Origin of the sequence: Paenibacillus prosopidis (genome assembly GCF_003337375.1) — a bacterium.
In the GTDB taxonomy this organism is placed as follows: domain Bacteria; phylum Bacillota; class Bacilli; order Paenibacillales; family Paenibacillaceae; genus Pristimantibacillus; species Pristimantibacillus prosopidis.
Genome location: NZ_QPJD01000009.1, coordinates 101,363 through 117,180, shown reverse-complemented (window position 1 = coordinate 117,180; position 15,818 = coordinate 101,363). Strand labels below are relative to the sequence as shown.

The following is a 15,818-nucleotide window of genomic DNA, read 5'->3' as shown; positions in this document are numbered from 1 at the left end:
TGTACCCCTCTCCATTTGACAGAATTTGTTTACGTCTTTATTCTAAGGCGCGTTCCATCCCGTCGGTATGCCGCCAAATTCACCAACATGTTTAAAATATTAAGATTGGCCGCTCGATTGCCGGTATTCCGTCGGCTTCATGCCGGTATACTTGCGGAACACCTGGCTAAAATAACGCTGGTCGGAATAACCGACCATGTCCGCGATCTCATAGGTTTTCAAATCGCTCGTAGCGAGCAGCCGCTTCGCATGCTCCATGCGGAGCACCGTCAAATATTCAACAAAGCTTTCGCTCGTGACGCTCTTGAACAGCGAGCAAAAATAATTTTTGTTCAAGTAAAACCGCTGGGAAATTTCTTCGAGCGATACCGTCTTATAGTGAACATCGATATATTTTTTCACGACTTCGATCAGCTGCCTGCCGCTCTTGGTTTTGGTTTCGCCTGCAGCCGATTGAAGGCGGCTCTCGATAAGCCTGCGCAGCGACTCCTTCACCTGCCCCGTACGAAGCTCCAAAATTCCGGCCTTCGCTTCATTCATGAGCATAATAGAATCTTCGTCCTTGATATGGCTCTCCAGTTTGACGAGCAAGTCCGCCGCTGCCTTTTTCCATTCCGTGCCGCTCATCGCAGCTACGGATTCTTCACGGAACGCGTCCTCCAGCTTGGTGAGAAGAACCTCTCCGTCCCGGATAGCGCCCGTCTCGAGCAGCATGTCAAGCAGCAGCCCGATTTCTTTCCAGCCGCCGCCAGCCGGAGTAGCCCGTACGCCGTCCTTCCGTCCTCCGCCTGTCGGCTGCCCGTAAAGCGCAATCGCCTCCTCATCGCCGAGCCGAAGCGACTCCAGCGCATGAACCGCTTCGGTGTAAGCCGCGAACAGTTTTCCGATCCGCTGCTTGGGTGCGCTCGCCCCGATTCTCGCCTGCGTGCGCAAGCAGAGCTCCAGCGAGCGGTGAAGCCGGGAGAGCAGAGTCAGGAGAGCTCCGTCATGCCTGGAAGAAAGCGGAAATAGAAATACGAACTCGGCTGTTTTCTGCAGTTTCCTAAATACCGGGACCGTCTTGCCCACTGTCTCCTGAATGATATTTCTCGCTGCGAAAAAAAAGACTGACCGGTCCCCTTCATAGCGGAGGTGGACATTGTCCTCCGCATCGACGAACTTGACGGCGACAGCCGAATAACTGCCCTCCGGAAGAGCGATCATGAGCTGCTCTGCGCGAACGTAAAGCTCATTTTCCTCAATCTGCGGCGAACCGGCCGCCTGCGTAAAAAACTCGTCCTGCATGAGAATTAGCCCCTGGTTCAGGATCGCTTTTTCGTTAATTCGATCAGATTGATTCTTCGATTCTTGATGAATCTGCTCCATCGCTTTGTCAAGCACGGTCAGCAGCTCCGCTTCCTTGACGGGCTTGAGCAAATAGTCGAAAGCATCCAGCTTAAACGCGGTACGCGAATATTCAAAATCTCCATAGCCGCTTAGCACGATCACTTTGGGGGCATGTCCCGAGCCCTTCAGCCATTCCATGAACCCAAGTCCGTCCATGAGCGGCATACGGATATCGGTCAGGACCAAATGCGGCCTAAAACTCTCCGCCAACCGACACGCCTCTTCCCCATTGTACGCATGTCCGACGATTTCCCAGCCGAGCTCCGTCCATGGAATTAGATTGTTTAGTTGTTCATGTATGGCCAATTCGTCGTCAACAATAATTACTTTCATGCTTCTAAGGTCTCCTCCCTCCAGGGCAATCGGAAGATAACGCAGGTTCCTTTGCCTTCCTTGCTGCGGATGCGGATACCGTAACCCTCACCGCATATTAGCCGGATCCGCGAATGAACGTTGAATAGCCCGATCGGGCTGTCCTCTTCCGCCAGAGGCTGTTCTCTTCCCAAAATGTCCGCAATGGCCCGTTGTTCCAACTCTCCCATGCCGCTGCCGTTATCCAATACATATAAATAAAGGCAGCCATCCTCCCGGTCTACCCGAGCAGACAGCTTGAGCAGCTTCCGTTCGCCGGGGCTAGGGATAAGCCCATGCTCGACCGCGTTTTCCACGATCGGCTGCAAAATCAGCTTCGGTATAAGCATGTCCGCCGCTTCCGGTTCAATTTGGATCTGGATCCGGATGTGTCCGGGGAATCGCTTATTGATGATGACGAGGTAATTACGGATATGCATAATCTCGTCGCGTATCCGTACCCTCTCGTTCTGAATGTTCATGTTATAACGGTACATGCTGCTTAACGACATGCAAATCAGCTTCAGGTCCGGGACGTTGTTCACTTCCGCGATCCCCGACATCATCTGCAGCGTGTTGAACAGAAAATGCGGCGATATCTGCGCCTGCAGCGCTTTAATTTGCGTCTCCTGATTCATGAGCCGAAGCTTCAGATCATGTTCGATCATCTGCTGGATCTTCTCCGCCATCCGGTTGAACTGGTTACCCAGAAATCCGATTTCGTCGCTTGTACTCACTTCCACCCTCGCATCGTAATCGCCGATTTGTATCCTTCCCATCTTGCGGTGCATATGAATGATCGGTTTCGTCATGCTATAGCTGAGCAAGAGCGAAATGCTAACAGCTAGAAGAGCGGTTACAATAATAATGAGAATAGCAATATTCCTGTACAAAATCTGTTTCGGATTGATATCGAACGTGTAATGAAGCCGCCAGCCGGAGGAGCCTAATTCCGTTTCGATCGCATTTGTGCGGCTGTCGATTGGCTTTGAAACATATTTTGCTCCGGCTTGGGTCGAATCGGTATGGTATATCGTATCACCCGAGGAATCTGTAATGACGATTTGACCGTCGTAGAAGGAATTGTACGATTCGACAAGCTGCCTAAACCCCTGTTCCCTCAAATCGATGACGAGCAGGCCGGTCGGATTTCCCAGGTAACGGACAGGATACAGAAATTGAATGATCGGCTCATTGTACAAGCTGCGGTAGCGGATCAGTGTCTTCGGCTTATCGCCAGCACGTTTGGATTCCTGCAGCAACGAACGGAAATAGGAGGCGTCCATATCCGGATACAGCTTCGGGAAAAAGTTGCCGAGCACGTCTTCGTTCGACCGTATGAGGTACATGCCGAGAATGTCCTTCTCCGGTGACTGATTGTATACGGAGAGGAAAAACTCGCGGATATCACGGACGGTATCATACGTGCGGCTATCGGTGAGAAATTCTTTTTTGAGCGCAATGCTCTCGATCAGGTCCGGGTTCGAATAAATTTGGTAAGCGGTTTCATTTAGCGCATGCGAAAATTCGCCGATGCGGCCTTTCAAGTCTTGATTGATCCGGCTGCGGGCGAATTCGATATCCTTCTGGACGTCCTGAGAAACCTGATACAGGATGATGCCGGACGTGATAGACAATGGAAGCGCGGTCGTCAGTATCATGGCGATAAATATTTTCATGCGGATCCGTTTGAACATCGGGCGCTCTTCCCTTCTGTTGTCCATATAGTTTAGTTGTTTCATTTTACCTCATCAACGGGAAAATGTTAGTACATATGTTGAAAATATTCAGGCCTACTTCGACGCTCTTCTCGGGATCTCCTCTGCTCATACTTCTTTGGACCATAGGAAAGGCCAGCCTGGATAACCAGCTGGCCTTCCGCTCTATTATTTCCTGAACTAAATCCACAATTGGGACATTTGAACATTAGCTGCCCGTAAAGCCCGGTATCGATCACGCCCGCATCCTGAAGCAAGCACGCGTCGTATTGTTTATCTCTTATAGAATTCCAATTCCGCCGCATTGGCGTATCCGTTCGACGTATAATAACGCAGATAACGATATGCCGTATCGGTATTGGTCGATACACGATACCATTTGTAGTCGCTTACGCCGCTGATGCTAAGAAGGGTAACAAAATTTGTGCCGTCATTGGAGCCTTGGATGAGCGCTCCGTTCATCCGGCCGGCAAACCCCGCTCTCGGAAAAAACTTCACGCTGCCGATTGCCTGTTCGTTCCCCGCTCCCAGATCGACCCTAACCCATCCATTACCCGTCTTCGTGTCGGATGAAGTGGCCGTATCGCCGTCAAAAGCGCGCAATCCGTTCTGGGCGGCATTGTATTTGTTATCCCAGGAAATGGACGAGGCGACAACCATCGATTGCGTGAGCTGAACTTTCTCCTGAGGAATTAACTTGAGCGCCGCAAGCAAGCTTGCGGCTGCAACATCGATCTCTTCCTGGGTCGAATTAGCATTGTCGTACACCGACTGTGCATTCGTCATTTTCACCTGAAGCGCTGCTACGCTCGCTTGCGAGTAAAACTCGGTGCCGGCCGCGGCCGCTTCCTGAAGCAGCAACGGGAGCAGCGTCTTATCGTTCACCTTTTTGTAGAATTCCAGCTCCCCCGCGTTGGCGTATCCGTTGTTAGGCGTAAAATAGCGCAGATAACGATAAGCCGTGCCGGTATTAAGCAATGCCGTATACCATTTGAGCTCACTGACGCCGCTAATGGTATGCAGAGTGACAAAGTTTGTGCCGTCATTGGAACCTTGGATGAGCGTTCCGTTCATCCGGCCAACATTCCCCGTTTTCGGATAAAACCTGACTTTACCAATTGATTGCTCGTTCCCTGCTCCCAGATCGACCCTAACCCAACCATCACCGGTCTTCGTGTCGGGAGAAGTGGCCGTATCACCGTCAAAAGCGAGCCAACCGTTCTGGGCGGCATTGAATTTGTTATCCCAGGATATAGACGAAGCGGTAACCATCGATTGCGCGATCTGAACTTTCTCCACAGAGAGGTCAATTAACGGTACCAACGCTGCTTCCGCCGCGGCAAACTGGGCTGCAAGATCCGTTTTTTCAGCGCCCTGCTTGGCCATCTCCGCTTTGATCCGCTCCACTTCCTTCTGGTACAGGTAGTAGCTGCCCTTCGTGTAGTCCGCGGCAGGAGGATTCTGGCTTACGGTGATACGATCCAGGTTGAAGCCTTTCGAATCGCCCCCGATAAACACCCGCATGACCTGTACGCCTGCCGTCAGAGGTACATTGTCATCCACGGTGTAGGTCTTCCAATCGACTGCTCCTCCGGTGCTTGGCAATGCAACGTCGTTTGTCGAATCCAAGCCGTTAAACGCAAACCGGATGGCGCCTCCCTCCGCTGCAGCAGCATACCGAACATGAATCCTATAGGTTCCCGTAACAGGCACATACACGGAATACGTGATCCATTCTCCGCCCGCCAAATCCGTCAGCGCATACCCGCTGGCGCCATCGGACCCAATGTCCACACTGTCATTACGGTATTTCCCGCCAGAGTTGCCGGTCGTCAAGTCATGGTATGTATGTCCTTCGCCATCTATCGGAAAGTGGTCATAATTTTCCGCTTCGATATTTCGGGGCAGTGCGTTCATGCTGTAAATGGGAAGTCCGTTCTCAAAGCCGCTGATCGGGTCTCCGGCCATTAATGCCGGCCTGCGGAAGGTCAGGGCGCCCCAACCGGGCTGATCAAGTGTATTATTGCCGGCTTTCTCATAACCTGAAAGAGCTATCGCGGTGTCTCTCCCTCTTTCCGTCCAGAGCGCCTCGTCCTCTACTCCCATTCTGACTTTAAAATGGGCGACCGCCTGTTCGTAAACGGGTCTGCTTCCCGCAAAACTCCCCCGGCTCAGATTCGTATTGGCTTCAAAATACGGGCTGACTTGTTTGGAAAACCATCTGCCCGTCCGGTCAAAGCGTTGGATGATATTATCCGGCTCCCACGGCGTCGGCTGATCCGGGAATGAAGCCACGTAGGACGTATTGTATTTCGACATGAATTCATACCCTTTGAGCAGCCGGTTATCGAGCGAATTCCAAACGTCGTAGCCCTGATTCCACGCCACCTCGGCGATTCCGGCGGCTGTCGCCAGTCCGAAGAAAGCATGCTGCTGGTCGCGCGAGCTTTCCTGGTTTTGTCCGTTTTCCCAAACATAATTGGCTAATGTTCCATTATAACCAAAGTCGGGAATCGTTCCTGCCGAACCCCGGTACTTGTGCTCATTGAAGTACGTCTTTTCACTTATTAGCGCTCCCGAATAAGACGGACCCGAAGCATACGCCATATCGCCCGGCTTGTGCGGCTGGCTTGTGAAGTACCGCAGCGCCCTCTCGTACATCGTCCGATTATCCAGAAAGACGCCCATGGTAAGCATCGCTCTCCAGGCGATCATGTCCTGGTTGCCGTGCCGGGCTGGATCTCCATTCCAAATTCGCCAGTAGAATGTCCCATTTGTAAAACTAACGGAAGCTGGAACGCCCGTACTGGAGTAGCCTGGATAAACAAGCATATCTTTAAACTTTTGCAGATCCGCAGGAGCCCAGCCGTCATACGTGCTCTTGATGATTTCGGCCGCCTCCACCAGCTTCCAGGCGTATAGCCCGGCGTTTAACGCTCCCGTGCCTTCGGGGTCAACATTGGTCAAATTGCTCCACGTATTAAAGATTTGAACCGCTTTGTCGGCGTGGCGCTTATCCCCTGTAATGGCCCACATCAACGCATTCAGGTAGGCGGCGTTTACATCCAATTCGAATACGCCTCCATTGGTTCCTCCCCTTGCAACAACAGTCATACTCGGGTTTCCGCGCACCCCATAATCATAACTTGATTTGTAATCGGCTTTCATCTCTTTGAATGAAGTCAGCCACGGATCGATTCCGGCCTCCACCATGTACTTCATCCGCTCCAGATCGGACTTTTTAAACAGCCCTCCGGGATGCACGAAGCCCTCATCGCTTTGCGGAGCCGCTCCACCAGGTACCTCCTGAAAGGTGGCGTCCGTTTTGCCGATCGGGGTGCTGATCGGATCTATTCTCAGAACGAAGCCCGAATGCTTGATGTATCGGTCAGGATCGTTGTAGGACTGATAAGAAACCGCAGTGCTTTCCGCTAAACCGGGAACCTGCTTGAAGGTCGCGGCTGCTTTAAAGCGGTCGGACTCATCATTCTTCTCCAGCTTAACAATAAAATTGTTATCCGCCAGATAATAACCCGGTTTGTTTACAGATTCAAAAGAGACGTAGCCGTCGCCATTCGCCAGGCCGGGCACGATTTTCCATTGCGCGTCCTCCGCCGGATCGACATTCGGGTCAATTCTGACGGAAAAATCAGCCGCATGTCTCACATTCCGGTCGGGAAAATTATAGGATTGCAGCATTTTATACGTGCTTTCCGTAACGCTGGATTCCGCAGTTGCTTCCGGTATGCCGTTTCCGGGCGCAATACCCGTAAGCAGCTGAAGCAGTAGGGTAAGAGCTAGAATTGATGCGCATTTTTGTTTCACAGTAATGGATAAAGAAACAATCATTTTTTTCTCTCCCTCTCAAATCATGTTTTTTGTAGTCCCTCCTTCTCGCAATACCCGGCATCGGCGATGCGCTGCCCGAGTATTTATTGTGCAACTCCTTTCCTCCTTGTGATTCTATGAAAAAAGGACCATCCTGAAATCAGGAGGGTCCTTCGTCCCCGTCCTTCGGTAGCTGGCTGGCTTTTCGGCTTCAAAAACACCGCGGTTACGCCCCTATAGCTTTGCGTCCCTGGCTTTCGCCAGGTTTGCCATTGTCGGAACTAATTGTCGAAATGTAATTTTATACTAAATTTTTGTCGATTTATGGAACAACTACATCGTAATTCTCCTCTGCATGGAATGTAAATGGTTCCTTTGTACTTATTGATAAATTGAGTTAGGGACTTTTTTCTCAACAGGTTGTGTTGAACCGAACTACGGCAGACAGAATTGATGTCATAAATTAATACGGGGTTTAAGTAATTTTCGTTATATGGCAAAGAGGCCGGTCGTCGGGAGCATGAGCATAATACCGAAAAAAGACGCCCGATGTGGGCGTCATTTTCCTTTTATTACTCCTGCCAGTTATTGATAAGCGATTCAGCATCCGTATTCAGAATCATCGTGGCGGTATCTTTAACGTTTCTGCTCAAGCTTGCATGGTTTAAGTGCTTTTGAAACTCCTGCATATGTTTAATCGCTTGATCCTGACTTTCTTTATCCAGTTGATGCTGCACCTGGTCGAGAGCATTGGTAAGCTGCGGTATAACCGGACCGTTTAATTCTCCAGAATCCGTGAACCGGGCGATTAAATGCTGCATGGAATTTACACTGGTTGTCACCTGGAATTGGAATGTCTTCTGAAGCTTGTTACCCCAATAATCCTCTATTTCCACAGTTGATATTTTGTCCCCCAATCTTCCAGCCATATCGATGTTCACCTGCTGCTGGGCCCCCGGAACAATCGTATATTCTTTCCCCTCGATTGTGATTTTTGCGGATTTTATTGCGGATAAATGGCTCCGAACTTTGAAGTTTAACGCCATGTAATCTTCAAAAGAATCGCCCTCTTCTAAATCATTTCCGTTTGCAGTCAGAGAAAATGAAGGCAAATCCGCAGCATCTATCATTATTCCATCCGATGCAGCTCCCCATCTATCTACGGTTCGTATAAATAGGGAATAATTCTTATCTTCTTCAAGTTCCGATATCACAGCCGTTTGAATCCCTCTATTCACATCCATTGCGTTTCCGACCTGTTCACCATCACTAAATAGAGAAATTTGCACCTTGTCGCCATCCATATCATAGGGGCCATCCCAGTACAGCTTCATATGGTCGTCTCCCCTAATAACCTGAACATTTTCCACTTCCCCCGGAGGAATACCATCGTTTACAGGTTCGCGCGGTGGAGTAGGTGCTGTAAGTACGTCCGGATCGCCGAAGGTGAATTTGTCAAAGTTGTATAGCCAGTCTCCGCCTTTAAACAATATGAAAACAATGTGTTTTCCGGTTACGGGAGTGGTGACATCCGTAGAGAAAACCTTGAAATTCTGCCAACCGCCCGTTCCTGTTACGGTAGAGGATGCAATAACCGGCCCATTCATACTGTCTATTCTGACTTCAACCGTTCCCCCGCTTGTGGCGCTTGCCGCATTGATATAAAATTTTGACGGGCTTTCGCTTCCAAAGTCAATGTAATTGTACATGGCATAAGGGTTATTAGGTCCATATATTCCAGCCAGGTAAGTTTGTCCTCCGCCGTTTTCTCTGCCGAAGCCTACACCGCTTGTGTAGTTTTCAGCCTCCAGCTTGGCATAAGCATCCCTTGTTTTGCCTTTGACCGTTGAAAAGGTGAACCAATCCAAATTGCAGGGATAGTCGCTTCCATTTTTTCCTTGGAAAATGAGATATACATCATGAATGCCCACAGCCAAGCTATCGTCTATATTGGACATGATATCTATCCAGTCATCCCAATTACCTAATGCCGGAATGTCAATAACGCCGGCAGTCGGTCCGTCCAAACGATCTAACCTTACTTCAATCGTGCCGCCTTGACTGCCGCTTGCTGCATGAACGCTAATTCCGGATGCGCCGGTTCCAAAGTCAATTCCTTTATACAGGGCATAACCGTTGTTTTTAATCCCGTCTAAAAATCCCCAGTCCGCATTTTTATTCACATCCGCGCTTTCGTCAAAATTTCCTGCTTTCAGCCTTGTGTAGGCATCCGTGTCGGTCGGGTCCGTGGTCGTAAATTTAAACCAATTCAAATTAAACAAATATTGATCGTTCTTCTTCGTGAAGACAAGATAGACATCATGTTTTCCTGTTACCTTATTTGGATTTCCCTGACCATCTTTAAGTAAGGTAACGGCATCCGTATAGTTATTCCATCCGCCTGTTCCTTCTACGTTTAAGGTGCCGACTTTAGGGCCATCTAACGAATCCAGTCTGATTTCGATATTCCCTCCGCCCGTTCCGCTTGCCGCTCTCGCAATAAAGCCAGCAGCACCGGCTGATCCGAAATCTACATTTTTATATGCGGCGTAGAAGCCGGGCTGAATGCCGCCCAATTGCAGCGATCCTTCCAGAGCGCCCTCCAAAACAAATCCGGTGCCGATATTATAGCGTTCCGCTTCAATTTTATTGTAGGGATCTTTGACAGCATAATTGAGTTCAACATTCTGCGGCTGGATCACGGATAAAGCTTGGACGGCGCTGGCCGACGACCAGGATTCGAACGTTCCCGACAGAAGCTGACCCGACCAGTTTCCATCCACGATATTGTCGGAATTTCGATGGCTCCATGCCATTTCCGTATTAAAAGCAACCCAGTTGTCGAAGCCGCTGCTAAACGCCGTGTATTTACTTTCGCTTCTTTCATCCAGAACTTTTTGCAGATAGCCCAAGTTGCGCATTAAAATTGTTTTTCCGCCCTTTAAATCTCCATTGGGCCCCTCGTAATTCAACAAGCCGCTTGCGTCAACCAAATGATTTTGGGTGAAGTCGGCCGCTTCCACCGCATCATCGAGATAGGCCGTGTTTCCGGTTGCTTTGTACAATCCTACTGCCGCACCTATGAAAGTGCCCTGATTGTAATGCGTTGCATCCGGCACAGCGCCGTTCTCAACCTCGATCCGGTCAAAAACCTTTCCGTTCCCGTCCGTAAGCATCGTTTTGCCCCATCTGAAAATACGGACAGCCGCATCCAAATAATGCTGGTCCTGCGTAATGTTATAAAGATAAACAGCCGCTTGAGCCGCCGGAAAATTAATGCAAGAATTTTTGGTCATCTGGTCGCTGTTCAGCCACCAAATGCCGCCGTTTGCGAAGCTGTCGTCCCATTGCGTATCGTACACAAAGTCAAAATGATATTTCGCCCTATCCAAATATCTTGAATTTCCGGTTATTTCATAGGCTCTCGCAGCTCCCATCGCCCACCACATGATATCGTCATTGAAAGGATTGTTGGTCCAATCCTCTCCGTACTTTGCCACGGTACCGTCGAAAATATCGTCTATCTGTGCTCGAAGCTGATCTTTTAAGTCAGGATCGGATGTATGCAAATAGGAATCCATCACCATCTCCCAAAGCTCCGCTTCTACCCAGAAGTCCTGATGGTTGCTGTGGTTCGAGTTCTTCCAGAACATCTTTGCATTGCTGTCCCAGAACTTTGCGTTGAATGCCTTAATGGCCGTGTCTGCGTCGGATGAACTAAATGCATGCGCTTTTGTTAACCCAATCGCAGAAATAGAAGTAAAAGTCAAGGAAAACGCGAGCGGAAGCACCAAAAACTTACGTAAACCCGTTTTTATCAGGGGCATAACAATACCTCCAATGTTCGATTTTTATGTAGGTTGATGCCGATTCGTATCAAAGCGGATCGGCATCAACCTCTCCTGTACCGTTATTTATTGACCTGCTGCGATCACCTTGTTGATCTTCTCTGCCATAACGTTCAGATCGCTGACCGGCGCTTTATCCATCAGCACTTTTTTCCACGACGCTTCGATGAACGGATACGCTTTGCCGGCCCATGACGTCAAGAAACGAACCGGTTGAATACTTTGAGATTTCAGAATATGATCGATCGTCTCGCCCACTTCGGGATGGCCCGCTGTTTTCAGGGCATCGAAATACTTGGCGGCGGACGCTTTGTAAGCGGCAGGAGCCACCGGGGTTTGAGGCAGGACTTCCTCGTACATTTTGGAATCCAGATACTTGAGCACTTTCCAGACGGCGTCCGGATTTTTGATCGTAGCCGGGCTGCACCAGCCCACAGCGTCGTAAATTTCCGACTGGCTGCTTACAACCGGCATCGGAACGACGCCCCACTCCAAATCTTGCGGAGCCGTACGGATCAAATCATCGGCTACCCATTGCCCTTGCAGGGTCATCGGCACTTTGCCTTCTTTAAACGAACTCATGACGTTGGATAAATCGTAGGTGGGCGGATTCATGTAACCGTTTCCGATAGCGGCTTTATATTTTTCGACGCCTTCGATAAACTGAGGACTGATTGCCACTTTTGCAGGATTTACGATTGCGTCGGCGAACGGAGCGCCTCCCGCGGAAACTGAATAAAGCGACATGTGAAAAGGATCAGGAGAAGCATAATAGCCGAACTGCTGAGAGCCGCCTTGCTTGCCCGACAGCTCTTTCATTGCTGCGAAAAACTCGTCATACGTCCAACCGATCTTCGGCTCCGGCAGACCGGCATCCCGAAACGCTTTTTTGTTGTAGAAAATGCTGTAAGTATTCAAAAGGCCAGGCAAACCGATCAATTTATTGTCCAGATGCCAGCTATCCACAACGCCGCTGTAGAAACCGTCCATGAATTCTTGATCCGCTGCGGCGTGCGCCGTCCAATCGAACAGAAGTCCTTTGGCTCCGTTGTCGAGCAGCATGTCGTTCCCTGTCATGAAAATATCGGGAGCTTGTTTCGCGGTAATCATTCCGTTAATCTTGACACCGTAATTGTCGAGCGGAGTTGGGATGAGCTTGACTCTAATTTCCGGATTTTCTTCCTCAAACTTCTTCATGGATGCCATAATCTTTTCATTCATTGCCGCGGATTCCCACGTGATCAGGGTGACTTCAACCGTTTCTTGGCTTGGCTGCTCCGTATTTTGCGCAGAAGGAGAATTGGTATCAGGCGAGCCCGAGTTCACGTTGTTGCCGCCGCATCCAGCCAATAGACCTAATACAAGCATCAAAACTACGATTCCAGACGTACGTTTCCCTTTATCCTTGATCATGGAAAGACCTCCCGTTGAATAGTTTTTCATGCCAAAGTATACTTACTTTCCTTCATCGTTTGTTGTACGATCACCATCCTCGCGGATTGCCGTACTATTTCCGGTTTATTTCAATGATGCGGAATTCACGGAACCGAGCCCTTGCATAAAAAACTTTTGACCGAAAAAGAAGATCAGCAGCATCGGAAGAATATAGATCAAATCTGCAGCCATGAACAGGTTCCAAGCCGTCGCATAAGTGCCCTTATAGGAAGCCATTGCAATAGACAGGGTCCATTTTTCCGGACTAATGATGTAAATAAGCGGCTCCAAATACTGGTTCCAAGCACCTTGGAATGAAAAGATCACCATCGTCACAATAACCGGCATCGCCATCGGGACCAACACTTTCGTCAGTACATACCAATCTGAGGCTCCATCGATTTTGGCCGCTTCGTCAAACGAAACGGATATCGTTTTCAAATATTGGACGAACAAGAACGAGAAGGTTGGGTTTCCGAAAAAGGCCGGCACAATGATCGGCAGCCATGAATCGTACCATCCGAGGCCAGTGAACAAGTGAAACATAGGGATCATTCCGACAAATCCGGGAAGCATAAGGCTTCCGACGAAGAGTGAAAACCATAACCTTCTGCCCGGAAAATTCAGCCTGCCGAGTCCGTAACCGACCAAGACCGAACTGATAACCTGCCCGACCGTGCATGTAACGGCGATAAACATCGAGTTGCCGAATGTTTGCCAAAAGTTGATCTCTTTCGTCCCCGTAACAAAATTAGACCACTGCATTTCTTTTGGAAACCACTCGGGAGGCATTGCAAACACTTCATTGTTGCTTTTCAATGCAATCGTCAGCATCCATAAGAGTGGAAAAAGCATGGCGACAGCACCCGCGGACAGTACGACGAAACGAACGGCGTCGAGCCCGGTATATTTTGCTTTGCGCGGCCCGGCCGCTATTCCCTGCTCAGCAGTCATTTTTTCCTTTCACCTCTTTAGCGGGAATTGTCACTTTCGTAATACACGAAACGATTGGAATAACGGTAAGTAACAGCCGTGAAGATCATGATGATGAGGAACAACACCCAAACCTCGGCGATCGCATAGCCGAACATTCGGCCGTTAAAGGCGTCGGTATAGATTTTGAAGTTTAACAAGGAGGTGGAGAAATTCGGCCCTCCGCCCGTCAGCACTTGAACCTGGTTAAATGCCTGGAACGCGCCGATAATGCCGAGGATCAGCTGCAAAAACAGGATGGGCGTAATCATGGGAATGGTTATGTTCAAAGCCACTCTCCATCTTGCCGCCCCGTCGACTTCCGCCGCTTCGTATAGTTCCTGGGGGACCGACTGCAGGCCGCTCAAAAAGATGATCATGCCCGCCCCCACTTGCCAAAGTCCGATCAGGACGATCGAAGGAAGCGCTGTCATTTCACTCGTAAGCCATGTACCCTCAGGTAGACCAGCCATACGTAGCAAGGAGTTGGCCAAGCCGTATTGCGGTTGATAGATAAACAGCCATAACGTAAGCGTGGCAATCGAAGGAACCACCGTAGGCAAATAAAAAATAGTTCGAAACCATTTAATACCCGGTAAGCTTCTGTTTAGCAGCATGGCTAAACCTAGTCCGAGGATCAGCGATGAAGGTACGCTCAGCAATACAAAGTAGAATGTCGCCCGTACCGATGGCCAAAATGCCGGATCTACGTTAAACATATAGTTGAAGTTGGCGAAACCGACAAACCGGGGCTTATCGTACCCGCTCCATTCCGTCAAGCTGTAATAAACGGACGACAACAGCGGATAGGCAACAAACACGCTGAAGCCGATGATCGAAGGCAATATAAACAGATAACCAATGACCCAACCTCGAAGCTTCTTTTTGCTTCTCATCCTTTTTAAGATCCCCCCTTGATTCCATTCATCCAAAACGAAACGCTTTAAATTATTTCTTTACCCGAACGCCGCAGAAATCCATCAACAGCTCGCAGAACATCATGTTCGCCCAAGAAAACCACGGTCTCGTATACCTGAACGGGTCGTCTACGTTAAAGCTTTCGTGCATCAGTCCGGTATCGGCAGTCGTCGTCTCGAGCAGATGAAGCATTCGCGCCTTCTCTGCCCGATCTGAAGTTGTCAGGCCCTGCATCGCAAGAGCGATAGGCCAAGTGTGCCGTTCCGGCGTATGCGGACTGCCGATCCCTTCCGCAGCTGTGCCTTGGAAAAAATACGGGTTCTCTTTGCCGAGAATAAATCGGCGCGTATTTTGATAAACCGGATCGTCGCTGCCGGCATAGCCCAGATACGGAATGGATAACAGGCTTGGTACATTGGCATCGTCCATGAGGTTGAAATTTCCCAATCCGTCCGTTTCATAGGCATAAATCTTCCCATATACGGGATGGTCGTAAATGCCGAACTCCCGAATGCCACGGTCAATCTCCTCGCCCAGCGCTCTAGCGTCAGCCGCAAGAGCAGCGTCATGCAGCACCTCGTCTGCAATTTCCGCCAAATCGCACAGCACGACGACCGCAAACATATTGGAAGGTACAAGATACCCGTATGTGCAAGCGTCATCACTGGGACGAAATCCGGACCAGGTCATACCGGTATAGCCGGTAATGCTTCCTTTGCCTTCCCGGATCAGCGTGTCGGTCGGCGGACAATTCAGTCGCTGGAACGTATACGGCGAATCCGTTTCATGGCGCTGTTCTGTGGCCCATAAGCTTAGAATGAGTCTTACGGCTTGTTTAAACGTATCGTCGAACTGCGAAATCCTGCCGGTATTTTTCCAAAGCAGATAACTCAACTGGATTGGATAGCACAGCGAATCGATTTCGTATTTTCGTTCCCATAGCCACGGATTCATCTCCGTCAGATCATCATGGTGTCCCTTCCCGCTTGGCGAGGCGTTAAAAGCATTGGCATACGGATCCACAAGAATACATTTCATTTGACGGCGGACCAATCCTTCGATCATATCCGCCATATCTCGATCTGCTTGTGACAGGACAAGAAATGGACGAACCTGAGCGGCCGAATCCCGCAGCCACATTGCCGGTATATCGCCAGTGATTACAAAGGTGGTTCCATCCGGCATTCGCTGGATGGTCGTATCCAAGGTGTTTCTGAAACCATTCTTAAACATCTCCATCAGATTCTTGTTTTGCGGAAGACGCTCGTTCATCTGCTCCATGAAGCTCAGCATGGCAGCAGAGTATTCTATTGGCGATGTCAATTCGGCAACCTCCTTTTTCAGTTCGGCACAGCAATTAAAA

Annotated in this window: 8 protein-coding genes and 1 riboswitch; all 8 genes read right to left on the bottom strand. The window is 49.6% G+C overall.

Translation table 11 applies throughout. The annotated features are described in order from the left end of the window. Positions 1 to 99: 99 nt before the first annotated feature. On the bottom strand, positions 100 to 1,719 hold the full coding sequence (locus DFP97_RS15435; RefSeq protein WP_114381086.1) for a response regulator: 1,620 nt from the start codon (positions 1,717 to 1,719) through the stop codon (positions 100 to 102). Next, on the bottom strand, positions 1,716 to 3,479 hold the full coding sequence (locus tag DFP97_RS15430) for a cache domain-containing sensor histidine kinase (RefSeq protein WP_114381085.1): 1,764 nt from the start codon (positions 3,477 to 3,479) through the stop codon (positions 1,716 to 1,718). The genes DFP97_RS15435 and DFP97_RS15430 overlap by 4 nt, the downstream gene beginning before the upstream one ends. Positions 3,480 to 3,728: 249 nt before the next feature. Beyond that, positions 3,729 to 7,304 carry an AbfB domain-containing protein gene (locus tag DFP97_RS31190; RefSeq protein WP_220271165.1) on the bottom strand — a complete coding sequence of 1,192 codons (3,576 nt, stop codon included), beginning with the start codon at positions 7,302 to 7,304 and terminating at the stop codon, positions 3,729 to 3,731. A gap of 164 nt (positions 7,305 to 7,468) precedes the next feature. After that, positions 7,469 to 7,564, bottom strand: a riboswitch (cyclic di-GMP riboswitch). Positions 7,565 to 7,855: 291 nt separating this feature from the next. Then, a complete protein-coding gene (locus DFP97_RS31930; protein WP_114381084.1) occupies positions 7,856 to 11,110 on the bottom strand; it encodes a carbohydrate-binding protein in 3,255 nt (1,084 codons plus the stop codon). Between the two features lie 87 nt (positions 11,111 to 11,197). Continuing rightward, a complete protein-coding gene (locus DFP97_RS15405; RefSeq protein WP_114381083.1) occupies positions 11,198 to 12,544 on the bottom strand; it encodes an ABC transporter substrate-binding protein in 1,347 nt (448 codons plus the stop codon). A 105-nt stretch (positions 12,545 to 12,649) separates the two neighbouring features. Then, the gene (locus DFP97_RS15400) at positions 12,650 to 13,519 is read right to left on the bottom strand and encodes a carbohydrate ABC transporter permease (protein WP_114381082.1); all 870 of its coding nucleotides are present in this window, start codon (positions 13,517 to 13,519) and stop codon (positions 12,650 to 12,652) included. A gap of 17 nt (positions 13,520 to 13,536) precedes the next feature. Then, positions 13,537 to 14,433 (bottom strand): carbohydrate ABC transporter permease, encoded by an 897-nt coding sequence (locus DFP97_RS15395; RefSeq protein ID WP_114381081.1) that lies wholly within the window; start codon positions 14,431 to 14,433, stop codon positions 13,537 to 13,539. Positions 14,434 to 14,485: 52 nt separating this feature from the next. Beyond that, positions 14,486 to 15,727 carry a glycoside hydrolase family 125 protein gene (locus DFP97_RS15390; protein WP_245976303.1) on the bottom strand — a complete coding sequence of 414 codons (1,242 nt, stop codon included), beginning with the start codon at positions 15,725 to 15,727 and terminating at the stop codon, positions 14,486 to 14,488. Positions 15,728 to 15,818 lie beyond the last annotated feature (91 nt).

Excerpts from the sequence above, each read along its gene's own strand:
- DFP97_RS15430 (WP_114381085.1), bottom strand. The coding sequence starts at position 3,479 with ATGAAACAACTAAACTATATGGACAACAGAAGGGAAGAGCGCCCGATG.
- DFP97_RS15405 (WP_114381083.1), bottom strand. The coding sequence starts at position 12,544 with ATGATCAAGGATAAAGGGAAACGTACGTCTGGAATCGTAGTTTTGATG.
- DFP97_RS15400 (WP_114381082.1), bottom strand. The coding sequence starts at position 13,519 with ATGACTGCTGAGCAGGGAATAGCGGCCGGGCCGCGCAAAGCAAAATAT.
- DFP97_RS31190 (WP_220271165.1), bottom strand. The coding sequence starts at position 7,304 with ATGATTGTTTCTTTATCCATTACTGTGAAACAAAAATGCGCATCAATT.
- DFP97_RS15395 (WP_114381081.1), bottom strand. The coding sequence starts at position 14,433 with ATGAGAAGCAAAAAGAAGCTTCGAGGTTGGGTCATTGGTTATCTGTTT.
- DFP97_RS15390 (WP_245976303.1), bottom strand. The coding sequence starts at position 15,727 with ATGAACGAGCGTCTTCCGCAAAACAAGAATCTGATGGAGATGTTTAAG.
- DFP97_RS15435 (WP_114381086.1), bottom strand. The coding sequence starts at position 1,719 with ATGAAAGTAATTATTGTTGACGACGAATTGGCCATACATGAACAACTA.
- DFP97_RS31930 (WP_114381084.1), bottom strand. The coding sequence starts at position 11,110 with ATGCCCCTGATAAAAACGGGTTTACGTAAGTTTTTGGTGCTTCCGCTC.